Source organism: Sphingomonas sp. jy18, assembly GCF_056931895.1.
In genome coordinates this window covers 511,356-524,246 of record NZ_JBXPBT010000002.1, presented here as the reverse complement: position 1 = coordinate 524,246, position 12,891 = coordinate 511,356, and the positions used below count along the sequence as shown (strand labels likewise).

The following is a 12,891-nucleotide window of genomic DNA, read 5'->3' as shown; positions in this document are numbered from 1 at the left end:
AAGAACAGCCCCTGTTGCCTGAGGCGCCCCGCAGGTGCCAGCCGGCGCGGCGGTCTAACCGTCGTTCAGCGCCGCTTCGACCAGCGGTATAGAGGCGGGGCTGCCGACGTCGAACCAACTGCCGCCGTGCGACATGCCGAACAAGCGGCCCTTGGCGATGGCGCGCTCCCAGAAGACCATGGTCGAAAAAGCCCCGGCTGGCGGATCGACAAGCAGGCGGCGGGAGAAAAGCTGCACGCCGGTGAACACGAACGGCGCGATCTTGCCCGGTTGCCGACGGGTCAAGCGACCCACCGGGTCCATATGAAAATCGCCGCGGCCGGCATGCCCGTTGGCGCGCGCCTGCGGGACTACGAGAAGCAGCGCATCCATCGTTGCATCGTCCCAGCGCTCGGCGAGCATTTCGATGGCGTTACGCGGGCCGTCGGTCCAGATATTGTCGCTGTTGGCGCACAATATGGGCTCACCCCGCAGCATCGGTGCCGCCTTGACCAGGCCACCGCCGGTTTCAAGCAAGGCAGCGCGCTCGTCCGACACATCGATGTCAAAAGGCCAGTCGCTGGCGCCCAAATGCGCTTCGAGCGCGTCGGCTAGATAGTGGACATTGACCACGACATGGCCGATCCCGGCATCGGCTATGCGCTCAAAGGCATGATCGATCAGCGGCTTGCCAGCCACGCGCACCAACGGCTTGGGCCGGGTGGCTGTCAGCGGGCGCATGCGCTTGCCAAGCCCCGCAGCCATCACCATCGCGCTTTCGATATGCGCGCTCATGCCGCGAATTCGGCCCAGAAAGCGCCACGCTTGTCAGCGGGGACATGGTCATCGAACCAGGCGCGCACCGGGGCGAGGTGCGGCTGCTCCAGATCGCGTTCGAGCAGCCCCCACATGCGCGATTGAAAGGTCCTGTAGTGCGGCTTGCCGTCGCGCTTCCACAAGCGGCAGAACACGCCCAGAATGCGCGTGTTGCGCTGTGCGGCCAACGCCCAATAGGCGGCCTCGAACCGGCCATCACGCGCGGTCGACGCCACATAAGCGTCGATCATCGATCGTTCGATTGCCGGGGTGACGTCCCGCCTGGCATCTTCCAGGATCGACGCAAGGTCGTAAGCCGGATGGCCGCGACAGGCGTCCTGGAAATCGAGCAACCCGAAAGCGGCCACGCCGCTGCGGCCGGGCAACAGCATGACATTCTCGGCATGAAAGTCGCGCAGCATCGTCACCCGAGCCAGGCCGTCGTTTTCGACCGGCTCCAGCACGTCGCGCCACGCGGCAAGAAAGGGGAAAGGATCGAGGTCCAGCCCCGTCGCCGGTCCGTACCAATCCGTGAACAGACTCAGTTCGGAAAGCCAGCTGTCGAGCCCATGCTCCGGCAGGCCGGGCGCAGGGGCGTGACCGTGCAAGGTGGTCAGCACTGCGACAGTGCCGGCATAGAGTTCCGCCTCGCGGGCCGGCGCGACGTCGAGCGCCTCGCGCATCCGATCCGATCCGAAATCCTCGATCAGCAGCAGCCCGTTGTCGAGGTCTCGTGCAAAAATGGCCGGCGCCGCCAGCCCCAGTCCGCGCAGATAGTCTGCGACATCGATGAATGGACGGGGGTCTTCATGCGGCGGCGGCGCGTCCATCAGCACCGCAACACGCGCCCCGTCGGTAACACGAAAATAACGGCGAAAGGACGCATCGCCGGCAAGTGGATCTACTCGTGCACCGCCCCAGCCCGCAGCAGCAAGGAAAGCGTCGGTCGCGGCGGGCGGAATCATGTCGGAAAGGGCCATCGGCTCCCCCAAGCCTTGGGCACCTGTGCTGTCAAGCGGCGCGCATTGTCGCCGGCCGCCTCGATGGTCAGCAGCAGCATGTCGCGCCACTGCGTCGGACCCAGACGTTCGGGCCATTCGACCAGCAGCAGATGGTCCGCGCGCTGCTCGTCGAGGCCGAGTTCCGCGATGTCTGCAGGGTCTTCGATCCGGTACAGATCGATATGCAGCACCGGTAGGGCTGTTTCCGGCGGCGCGTAAGGCTGCACGATTGCAAAACTCGGGCTGGGCGCTTCACCCGCAAGTCCAAGTGCGGAGAGTATGGCGCGCGCCAGTGTCGTCTTGCCTGCGCCAAGATCGCCGATCAGACCGATCGCGTCGCCCGGGCGCGCCGCTGCAGCAATCGCAGCACCAATGCAGTCGATATCGTCTAGACCGAAAATCATCGGCTATGTGCCCTTACTGTCGCAAGGGCGGGTGATCGTCGGCCGCCACATTGCCTCATCGCGGCAGGAACATCGCAATCATCGCGCCCTCGCCCTTGCGCGCGACCTGCTCGAAACGCCCGTCGTGCGCTTGGACAAGCTGACGCGCCAGTGCGATGCCGACGGCCCGCGAACCGCTTGGCTCAATGCCGGACCCGTTGTCCGAAACGATGATCTGCGCAGAGGTTGCGTCCCCGTCCCCATGGATCAGTATCCGGCGATCGCTGTTCCCATCGGCAAAGGCAGTAAGGGCATTGGCAAGCACCTGATCGATGGCTTGCCGCAACCGCTTGGCATCGCCGGAGATCGTGCCGAGCCCGATCTTCAGTTCCAGCGTGATGTCTATGCCGTTGGCCTTCGCCTGCTCTGCAAAGGCCGCCGCAGCAGCACGCACCAGTGCGTCGAGCGCGATCGGCCGACGCTCAAGCGGCAAGGTGCCTGCCTCGCTCTGCGCCAGATCGAGAACGGTATCGATCTGCGCGCCGAGTGCTGCTGTGGAATCGAGAATGGCCTGGACATAGCTTTTGCCGCTGGTGCTCAGTTCACCCGCGTAACCACCCTGCAGCATCTCCGCGAAACCGCCGATCGATGTCAGCGGCGTGCGCAATTCATAACTGATGCGACTGAGGAAATCGGTCTTGACCTTGTCGGCCGCTTCGAGCGCTTCTGCCCGCTCCCGCAGAGCACGCTCGATGCGACGGCTGTCGGTCACGTCGATCAGCGTGAACAGGGCGTTGCCATCCGGCAGCGGAATGGCGGAGAAATCGAACTGCTGGCCTTCGCGGAATTCGATGCGGCCGCTGCGTTGCTGGCGCTCGCCGGCGGCCCCGACAATCATCTGGCGCACGACACCCTGCTGACGCGGATCGCGCAGCCGGGGAGCGATCCGCTCCATCAATGCATCAACGCGGGGATGAGCAGTGAGATACTCCTCCGGCACATCCCACAGCCGACGGAAGCGCTGGTTCCACAGGTGCAATTTGCCGTCTGGCGCGAACACGGCGACCGCCTCGTACAAATTATCGAAGGTTGCAGTGCGCACCCGCAGCAGCGTGTCGCGCGCCGAGGCAAGTCGAAGCTGTTCCGTGCGGTCTTCAAACACCAGCAGCAAGCCGCCGTCGGGGGTGGGCTGGGCGACGGTGCGCAAGTGCGTGCCATCGCGCAGCATCCAGCTCTCCTCGATCAGGTCCGCCGCGGCAAACCAGCCGCGGCGTTCGGCCCGCCAGCTCGGGAAATCGCGCACTTCGGGTGTTCGGCCATTGTCGCGCAACCGGTCGAGCAGTCGCTCGAACGGGGGGGCCGAAGCCGCCCATTCCTCATCCACCAGAAACAGTCGCAAGAAGGGCCGATTGACGAAGCGAAGCTGGCGGTCCGGACCGAATTCGGCGACCGCCGCCGACATCTGGTCGAGCATCGAGCGGCGCGCATCGGCAAAACGCCGATATTCCGCGCGCACATCCTCCAGCTCCTGCCGATCGACGGCATAGCCCGCGACGCCGATTTCGGCGATCGGCACGTCGACCGCTTCCATGATGCGCCGCTCGCCGCTCACGGTGACCGGCACGATGCGCGTGACGGGTTCGCCAGCGTCGCCTGCGCGCTTCGCCGCGTCGCGGGCGCTTACACCGGCGACAGGCTCGATCAATTCGGTCTGCCGTGCGACCACCTCCTGTGCATCGCCGGCTTCTGCCGCCTCGACGTAGGCGCGGTTGACCAGCGCCAGCGACAGGTCCGTGTCGCGGAACCACATCGGAAAGGGCGCGGCCTCGATCAGGGCCGAAATGGCGTCGAACGCCGCAACGGCATCGCTGCGCTGGCGCTGCAGCTTGCGGACGCGCGCTTCGTCGGCCGACGCGTCGGTCACCCACAGTAGTGCCGCGCCCTGCTGTCCGAAGGACGGCGGCAAAGGGCCGCCGCGGATTTTGAGCGTGCGCAGCGCCTGGCGATCCTGCACGGTAAGCGTGAACGCCTTGCCCGTCCGTTGCGCGGCCCGGACTTCTTCCGCCAGCGCCTGCCCGTCGCCGTGGGTGAGCGCATCGCCATCCTGGCCTAGCAGCGCGTCGAGCGTCGACGGCAGGATGTCGAAACCGAACAGGGCGGCACAGTCGCCGCCGCCTTCGATCCGTCCGTCAGAGCGGACGATCAAGGGACGCGACGGACCGACTTCGATCATCGCTGCAAGCTGATGGGCGCGACGTTCGGAATAAGCCGCGCGGCGCTGCATGGTCAGCCCGCGCACCACTGCCCAGACCGCCGCTGCGAGCCAGAGCGCGGCGATTATGCCGACGAGGGCAAGCGTGGTCGAATCCGGCATGGTCATGGATGGGAGCGGGCTTCCCCTGCGCGGGCGATTTCTGGCATGGCCATTCGCCTAGCGCAAAGCGGGGTGCTGGCAAAGGGCGGCCATGCAACGGTTTGACTCGCCGCGCCAACGCTTCGTCTATGCTGATCCACGCCGCGGCTGTCGAAAGATCGGCTCTCCGCCCGAAGCGAGCGGCGATGCGTCAACCCTTCGACAGCATAACTGCGGCGAATTTCCGCGCAGGCCGGGGGATCAGTAGCGGTAATGATCCGGCTTGAACGGGCCTTCGACCGGCACGCCGATGTAATTGGCCTGCTTGGGCGTCAGTTTGGAGAGGCTGACCCCGAGCTTTTCCAGATGCAGCGCCGCGACCTTCTCATCGAGGTGCTTTGGCAGCACGTAGACTTCGTTCTTATACTGGTCGCCGCGCGTCCACAGCTCGATCTGCGCCAGCGTCTGGTTGGTAAAGCTGGCCGACATGACGAACGACGGGTGCCCGGTAGCACAGCCAAGATTGACCAGCCGGCCCTTTGCGAGGACGATGATCTGCTTGCCGTCGGGGAATTCGACGAGGTCGGTGCCCGGCTTCACCTCGGTCCACTTGTAGTTGGACAGAGCGGAAATCTGGATCTCGCTGTCGAAGTGACCGATGTTGCAGACAATGCTCATCGGCTTCATCGCCGCCATATGGTCGGCGGTGATGACATCGGCATTGCCGGTGGCGGTGACAAAGATGTCGGCGCGCTTGACCGCCTCATCCATGGTCACGACCTCGAAGCCTTCCATTGCCGCCTGCAGTGCGCAGATCGGGTCGATTTCGGTGACCATCACGCGCGCGCCGCCGTTGCGGAGCGACTGGGCCGAACCCTTGCCGACGTCACCAAAGCCGGCAACGCAGGCGACCTTGCCAGCCAGCATCACGTCGGTGGCGCGGCGGATGGCGTCGACCAGCGATTCCTTGCAGCCATAGAGATTGTCGAATTTCGACTTGGTGACGCTGTCGTTGACGTTGATCGCCGGGAACGGCAGCTCACCCTTCTTGGCGATTTCGTAAAGGCGGTGGACGCCAGTGGTGGTTTCTTCCGAAACGCCCTTCAGGTTCTTGACCGTCTCGGTCAGATAGCCGGGATATTTCGCGACGAACGCCTTGAGCGCGCGCTGGAATTCGACTTCTTCCTCATTCTCCGGCTCGCCCATCTCGGCACCAGCTTCCAGCTTCGCACCCCACAGCGCGAACATGGTGGCGTCTCCGCCATCGTCGAGGATGATGTTGGCGGTGGTGCCATCGGTGTCCGCGCCCCAATTGAAAATGTCGCCGACATAATCCCAATAATCGGCCAGGCTCTCACCCTTCACGGCGAACACTGGCACGCCGGTCGCGGCGATGGCGGCGGCGGCATGGTCCTGCGTCGAGAAGATGTTGCAGGTCGCCCAGCGCACCTCGGCACCGAGAGCTGTCAGCGTCTCGATCAGCACTGCGGTCTGGATGGTCATGTGCAGCGACCCGGTGATGCGCGCGCCCTTCAGCGGCTGCGACGCGCCGAATTCCTGCCGCAGCGCCATCAGGCCGGGCATTTCGGTTTCGGCGATGTTGATCTCCGCACGGCCGAAATCGGCAAGGCTGAGGTCGGCAACGACATAGTCATTGGCGCGGGCGGTGGTGGCCACTGGAAATTCTCCGGGAAAGTTTGGAATTGCCCGCGCCTTTAGCCGCGCAACGGGCCGAGGGCAAGGTGATATAAAGATTTGTTTATATCAGTCCCGGCCTACGGCTGATTACGCCCGCCCACCTCGCACCGCTATCCGCGCGGGATCGATGCCATCGCGGGCCATCGTTGCTGCCCAACGGGACTCTGGTGCCAAATCGAACAGCACTGCCTCGTCGATATCGGTTACGTGCCACGCATCGGCGGCGATCTCGCCCTCCAGTTGCTGCGCGCCCCAACCGGCATATCCCATGGCCAGCATCCAGCGACCCGGCCCGCGGCCCTCTGCAATGGCGCGCAGCACGTCGAGGGAAGCGGTCACTGCGAACCGCCCGGCGACGTCGATCGTCCCCTGCCCGCCCCAATCGCTGCTGTGGACTACGAACCCGCGCTGCGGTTCCACCGGTCCACCTATCATCACCGGCGGATCGGGCGTGATGCTGCCGGGCAGTTGCGCCTGATCGAGCACCTCGGACACGGTAAAGTCACCGGCCTGACCGATGGCAATGCCCATCGCGCCGTCAGCGTCGTGGCTGACCATGGCGATGATCGCATGGTCGAAACGCGGGTCGCCGATGGCCGGCAGCGCGAGCAGCAATTTTCCGGTGAAATAGGGTAAATCGGCTGGCGGGGGCATGGCGGCTATATTATGCCGCCGTTCATCGCCGTCCAGCCAAACCTTGAAGCCATGCCCAGCGCTGCCGCCACCCCCCGCGTTTCTGTGGTCGTCCCGGCCTACAATGTCGCGCCCTATGTCGGTGAGGCCCTTCAGTCGCTGTGCGCGCAAACGATGCAGGATTTCGAGGCGATTGTGGTCGACGACGGCTCGACCGACGAAACCGTGGCCGCGATAACGCCATATCTGTCAGACCCGCGCTTTCGCCTGATCCAGCAAAGCAATGGGGGCCTTGCGGCGGCGCGCAACGCCGGCATCGCGGCAGCCCGCGCGCCCTATATCTCGCTGCTCGACAGCGACGACCGCTATCGCCCGGCCTATCTGGAGCGCATGCTCGCCCGGATCGAAGGCGAGCCCCATGTCGCCTTCGTCACCTGTGATGCCGAATCTTTTTGCGAGGGTAGCGACCACCGCCAGATATTCTCGCACCGCTACCGCCAGGCCGAGCCAGTCACCTTGCAGGGCGTGCTGACCGACCAGACCCGTGTCTTCGGCCTCTGCACCATCCGCAGCGACGCCTTGCTGGCCGTGGGAGGCTATGATCCCTCGCTGCGCGCTGCTGAAGATCTCGACCTTTGGCTGCGCCTGCTCGGTGCGGGACATGTCGGCGGCCTCGTTCCGGAAGTTCTGGTCGACTATCGGCGGCGGGCCGGGTCGCTCAGCGATGACCGGGCGGCACTTATGACAGCCACCGCCCGCGCAATGGACAAGGCAGCTTCGGCGCTGGGCAGCCGCGCTGAGGCAGCGCTGGCAGCGGACAAGCGCGATGCCGCGCAGGCGATCGCCTTGTTCGAAACCGGCGTGACGATGGCGCTGCACGGCGAAACGCGGCGGGGCATAGACCTGATGCGGAGCAGCGGCCTCAAGCAGGGCAACCTCAAATGGTAGACGCTGCTGCAGATATTTTCCGCTCTGCCCCTGCTGGCAGGACCGGCGCTCTCCCTATATAGGCGCGGCAATCAATTTGCCTGAACCCCGTAAGGAGCCTGTCGATGACCATCGCCGTTGGAGATACCATTCCCGCCGCCACGCTGATCAAGGTGACCGAAGCCGGTCCCGAACCGGTTGCGTCGGCCGATTATTTCGCGGGTCGGCGAGTCGCGCTGTTCTCGGTTCCGGGTGCCTTCACCCCCACCTGTTCGGCGCGCCACCTGCCCAGCTTCATCGAGAAGCAGGCCGAGCTCAAGGCCAAGGGAATCGACGAGATCGCGGCCACCGCGGTGAACGACGCCTTCGTGATGGGCGCGTGGGCGAAGCAGGCCGGTGCCGATGGCCTGACGATGCTGGCCGACGGCAATGCCGACTTCGTCAAGGCGCTGGGCCTGACCATGGACGGCAGCAAGTTCGGCATGGGCACCCGTGGCCAGCGCTTCTCACTGGTGGTCAACGACGGCGTGGTCGAACAGCTCAACGTCGAGGCACCGGGCGAATACAAGGTCAGCTCAGCGGAGCACATGCTCGGCCAGCTCTGACACCGCCCGGTACCGATGCAGGCCAGCTACGCCGGCTGACCTTTGTGCCGACGCTCTCATTTCCTGACCTGTTCTTTTGCTTTGCGCATCAGCACAGGCGGGCCTTCGACAAGCTCGGCTCAAGCGGTTAGGGATAGAACTTCACTCGATCAGGACCGACCATGCCCACATCCTCTGCCGCCGCTGTCGACAGCGCCATCGACCAGATCAAGCGCCGCTATGACGCGTCGGTCGGACGGCTCAGGGAAGCGGTGTCGGACTATGTCGGCAAGGGCAAGGTCCCCGACCCGCACCTGCGCAGCAGCGGCGCGTTCAACTATCCGGAACTGCGCATCCGCTACGAAGGCGTCGAGCATGGTAATGGTCGGTCGGTCGCCTTCGGTCGTTTGAGCGAAACCGGCGATTATGCGACAACCATCACCCGGCCGGACCTGTTCGAACCCTATCTGCGCGAGCAGCTGGGTCTGATCTGCGAACAATATGATGTCCGCTTCGAGGTAACCCAGAGCACACAGGAAATCCCCTTTGCCTATGTGCTCGACGGGTTGACCGGCAGTGCGCTCAACGGAGTATCGCCGCAGGACCTTGCCCGGCATTTTCCGGCGACCGAACTGGCCTTTATCGGGGATGAGCTGTCTGACGGCACGCTTCGCCACGATCAGGGGGAGCCTCGACCGCTGGCATTGTTCGATGCGCTGCGCACCGATTTCAGCCTGGCGCGGCTGCGGCACTATACTGGCACCCCGCCCGAGCATTTCCAGAAGTTCATCCTCTTCACCAACTATCATCGGTATGTCGATGAATTCGTCAGCTGGGCAGCCGGCCAAGTCGGGGAAGGACGGTACAGTGCGCTGTCGGGTGCCGGCGGTCTCTACACCGAATCGCCTGGCGCCGACCCCACCCAACTGGTGGCTGACAGCGCATGGCGGCGGCACCAGATGCCGGCTTATCACCTGATCGCGCCGGGTGGCCAAGGCATCAGCCTGGTGAATATCGGCGTCGGCCCGTCCAACGCCAAGACCGTGACCGACCATCTCGCCGTGCTTCGCCCTGAAGCCTGGCTGATGATCGGTCACTGCGGTGGCCTGCGGCCCACCCAGCGCATCGGCGACTATGTTCTGGCCCACGCCTATCTGCGCGACGACCATGTGCTCGACACCGTGCTGCCCCGCGAAATCCCGATCCCCGCGATCGCGGAAGTGCAGGTCAGCCTTGCCGCAGCCGCCGAACGGGTCTCGGGGGAAAGCGGCGCCGATCTGAAGCGGCGGATGCGCACCGGAACGGTGGTGACCACCGACGACCGCAACTGGGAGCTGCGCTATTCCGAGAGCGCGCTGCGCTTTTCGCAGTCGCGCGCCATTGGCATCGATATGGAATCCGCGACCATCGCCGCGCAGGGCTATCGCTTCCGCGTCCCCTATGGGACACTGCTGTGCGTCTCGGACAAGCCGCTGCACGGCGAGTTGAAGCTGCCGGGCCAGGCCAACCGCTTCTATGAGGAAGCGATCGCCGCGCATCTCCAGATCGGCATCACCACCTGCGACCTGCTGCGCGAAGAGGGGAGCAAGCTGCATTCCCGCAAACTGCGCGCGTTCAACGAGCCGCCGTTCCGCTAAAGCACGCGGTGTGACTAGCCGGATTTGCGACCCATCCCACTGCTCGCTCCCCGGCTCGGCATCGTCACACACATTTTGTTCTTGTAATGTTCCTTTGACTGGCCCTACGGTGCGCTGATGGACGGTGCACCTTTCCCCTCTCCGCCGACCCCAGGGCGTCGTGCGCCGTCCAACCGCAGACCGGTCCGGTTCGGACTGGCAGAACGGGAAGCCGATGGCGACTGGCTCGACGCAATTGCCGATATCGACGGCGCGCCTGCCCGCCCCAAGACCGAGGTGGCCGTAGAGCGGGCACGGACCATAATCACCCGCAACACCTCGCCGGACATCGCCTTCGACCGGTCGATCAACGCCTATCGTGGCTGCGAGCATGGCTGCATCTACTGCTATGCCCGCCCCACCCACGCGTGGCTGGACCTTTCGCCCGGGCTGGACTTCGAAACGCGGCTGTTCGCAAAGCCGGACGCTGCAGCGCTGCTGCGCAAGGAGCTGGCCGCGCCGGGCTATGTCGCGGCCCCGCTCGCCATCGGCACCAATACTGATCCCTATCAGCCCGTAGAACGGACCTGGGGCATCACACGCGACGTGGTCGAGGTGCTCGCCTCGACCGGACACCCGCTGATCATTACGACCAAATCCGACCGGCTGTTGCGTGATCTGGACCTGCTGGCCGACATGGCGCGGCGCGGTCTGGTCGCGGTGGCGATATCCGTCACCACTCTGGATGAGGCGATTGCCAGAACCCTGGAACCCCGCGCGCCGCGCCCTGCCAAACGGCTTGCCGCAATCGAGGCGCTGGCTGCCGCCGGCATCCCAGTGCAGGTCAACGTCTCGCCCGTCATCCCAGCTATCACCGACCACGAAATCGAGCGGATACTGGCCGCAGCAGCGAGCGCCGGCGCATATCGCGCGAGTTACATCCTGCTGCGTCTGCCGCATGAGGTGGCCCCGCTGTTTCGCGAATGGCTGGACGCCCATTTCCCGGATCGTGCCGGCAAGGTGATGGCCATCGTCCGCGACATGCGCGGCGGGCGGGACAATGACCCTGCGTTCGGATCCCGCATGCGCGGCACCGGGGTGTGGGCGGACCTTATCCGGGCACGTTTCAAGCGCGCAGCCCGCATTTACGGTCTCGACAGGGCCGCGAGCACGCTGCGCTCCGACCTGTTCGTTGCGCCCGAGCGCGATGGACAGATGCGTCTGATCTGAACGCTTCGGCAGGCCGTTCGGCCGGGCGCCTGCCTTACCCCAATGATGCCAGCTTGTAGGTCTTGTACTCGTCCCGCAGCTGGCGCTTCAGCAGCTTGCCGGTCGCGGTGTGCGGCAGACTGTCGACGAACTTGATCTCGTCCGGCAGCCACCATTTGGCGACATGCTGGGTCAGATGCTCGACGATCTCCTGCTCGCTGACCTCGCTGCCCGGCTTGCGCACGACCAGCAGCAGCGGCCGCTCGTCCCACTTGGGGTGCGGTACGCCCACCGCCGCTGCCTCGGCAACGCCCGGCGCACCGACCGCAGCATTTTCCAGTTCGATCGAACTAATCCACTCGCCGCCCGACTTGATGACATCCTTGGCGCGATCGGTGATCTGCATGATGCCGTCGGGGTGGATGATGGCGACATCTCCGGTATCGAACCACCCGTCGGCATCGGCGGCGTCATGCTCCGCCTCGAAATAGCGCTGGATGATCCAGAGGCCACGGATCTGCAGGCGGCCACTGCTCTTGCCGTCGCGCGGCAGTTCCTCGTCATTGTCGTCGACAACACGCAGCTCGACGCCAAACGGCACGCGACCCTGTTTGGCGACCATGTCGACCTGCTCGTCGAAGCTCATGTCGTCCCAGTTCCAGGGTTTGGCACCCATCGTGCCGATCGGGCTGGTTTCGGTCATGCCCCAGGCGTGAGCGACGCTGATGCCTGCTTTCATCAACCGTTCGATCATCGCGCGCGGCGCGGCAGAACCACCGATCACAACATGCCTGAGCCGGCCCCAGTCGCCACCATTGCTGTCCATGTCCGCGAACATCTGCAGCCAGACCGTCGGCACACCGGCGCTGTGCGTTACCTTTTCCTCGCGGATCAGCCTCCACAGCACGCCGGCATCGTTGGTCGCGGAAAACACCATCTTCGCGCCCACTGCGGCCGCGCCATAGGGCAGGCCCCAGGCGTTGGCGTGGAACATCGGCACCACCGGCAATGCCACCGCGCGCGCCGACAGGTCGAATACATCGGGCTGCAGCAGCGCATAAGCGTGGATGACATTGCTGCGGTGCAGATACAGCACACCCTTGGGATTGCCGGTGGTGCCGCTGGTGTAACACAGGCCGCAGGGGTCGCGCTCGTCGAGCTGAACCCACTGGAAATTGCCGTCTTCCGCCCCGATCCATTCGCGGAAGCCCAGATATCCGGCTTCCGGGCCGGAATCGAACAGGATGAAATGCTCGACCGTCTTCAATTGCGGGCGCAGCCGCTCGACGATGGGCAGGAACGCCCGGTCGAACAGCAGCACCCGGTCTGCCGCATGGTTCATGATGTAGACCAGCTGCTCATCGAACAGTCGCGGATTGACGGTGTGGAGAATGCCACCCATCCCGGCGCTGCCATACCAGGCAGCCAGATGATGCATGTGGTTCATCGCCAGCGTCGCAATACGATCGCCCTTGCGCATGCCCAGCCGCTGCAGCGCCTGTGCCATCTGCCGGGCGATGCGGTGAATGTCTCCCCAGCTGCTGCGTTCCAGCGTGCCGTCCGCCCAGTAGGTCACGATTTCCCGCGCGCCATGTTCGCGTGCGGCGTGATCGATCAGGCTGGTGACGACGAGCGGTTGGTCCTGCATTCCGCCGAGCGGCATTCTACTCTCCCTTGCTGGTCCGGGCTTTG

The 12,891-nt window shown here is 64.8% G+C and carries 11 protein-coding genes; 4 read left to right on the top strand and 7 right to left on the bottom strand.

The window, feature by feature from the left end; translation table 11 throughout:
• Positions 1-54: 54 nt before the first annotated feature.
• The 6 genes from AC0QC4_RS07590 to AC0QC4_RS07565 all read right to left on the bottom strand — a co-directional run bounded on the left by AC0QC4_RS07590 (position 55) and on the right by AC0QC4_RS07565 (position 6,884).
• Entirely contained in the window at positions 55-774 is a 720-nt protein-coding gene (locus tag AC0QC4_RS07590) for a nucleotidyltransferase family protein (protein ID WP_483659135.1), read from the bottom strand.
• Positions 771-1,760 (bottom strand): aminoglycoside phosphotransferase family protein, encoded by a 990-nt coding sequence (locus AC0QC4_RS07585; protein ID WP_483659356.1) that lies wholly within the window; start codon positions 1,758-1,760, stop codon positions 771-773. Before AC0QC4_RS07585 ends, AC0QC4_RS07590 begins: the two co-directional genes overlap by 4 nt.
• The gene (gene tsaE / locus AC0QC4_RS07580; protein ID WP_483659134.1) at positions 1,757-2,200 is read right to left on the bottom strand and encodes a tRNA (adenosine(37)-N6)-threonylcarbamoyltransferase complex ATPase subunit type 1 TsaE; all 444 of its coding nucleotides are present in this window, start codon (positions 2,198-2,200) and stop codon (positions 1,757-1,759) included. The genes AC0QC4_RS07585 and tsaE overlap by 4 nt, the downstream gene beginning before the upstream one ends.
• Positions 2,201-2,255: 55 nt before the next feature.
• A complete protein-coding gene (locus AC0QC4_RS07575) occupies positions 2,256-4,559 on the bottom strand; it encodes a sensor histidine kinase (RefSeq protein WP_483659133.1) in 2,304 nt (767 codons plus the stop codon).
• Positions 4,560-4,793: 234 nt separating this feature from the next.
• Entirely contained in the window at positions 4,794-6,209 is a 1,416-nt protein-coding gene (gene ahcY, locus AC0QC4_RS07570; RefSeq protein WP_483659132.1) for an adenosylhomocysteinase, read from the bottom strand.
• Between the two features lie 108 nt (positions 6,210-6,317).
• Positions 6,318-6,884: a YqgE/AlgH family protein gene (locus tag AC0QC4_RS07565; RefSeq protein ID WP_483659131.1), complete on the bottom strand. Its 567-nt coding sequence runs from the start codon at positions 6,882-6,884 to the stop codon at positions 6,318-6,320.
• Between the two features lie 51 nt (positions 6,885-6,935).
• Between AC0QC4_RS07565 and AC0QC4_RS07560 the strand changes: the two genes are divergently transcribed.
• From AC0QC4_RS07560 to AC0QC4_RS07545, 4 genes are all read left to right on the top strand, one after another.
• The gene (locus AC0QC4_RS07560; RefSeq protein ID WP_483659130.1) at positions 6,936-7,811 is read left to right on the top strand and encodes a glycosyltransferase family 2 protein; all 876 of its coding nucleotides are present in this window, start codon (positions 6,936-6,938) and stop codon (positions 7,809-7,811) included.
• Between the two features lie 104 nt (positions 7,812-7,915).
• Complete coding sequence (locus AC0QC4_RS07555) at positions 7,916-8,395, top strand: redoxin family protein (protein WP_483659129.1); 480 nt, start codon at positions 7,916-7,918, stop codon at positions 8,393-8,395.
• Positions 8,396-8,556: 161 nt separating this feature from the next.
• Complete coding sequence (locus tag AC0QC4_RS07550; protein WP_483659128.1) at positions 8,557-10,011, top strand: AMP nucleosidase; 1,455 nt, start codon at positions 8,557-8,559, stop codon at positions 10,009-10,011.
• A 117-nt stretch (positions 10,012-10,128) separates the two neighbouring features.
• Entirely contained in the window at positions 10,129-11,220 is a 1,092-nt protein-coding gene (locus tag AC0QC4_RS07545; RefSeq protein WP_483659127.1) for a PA0069 family radical SAM protein, read from the top strand.
• 34 nt (positions 11,221-11,254) lie between these two features.
• Here the strand turns inward: AC0QC4_RS07545 and AC0QC4_RS07540 are convergent, their stop codons facing one another.
• A complete protein-coding gene (locus AC0QC4_RS07540) occupies positions 11,255-12,862 on the bottom strand; it encodes a long-chain fatty acid--CoA ligase (protein WP_483659126.1) in 1,608 nt (535 codons plus the stop codon).
• Between the last annotated feature and the right edge of the window lie 29 nt (positions 12,863-12,891).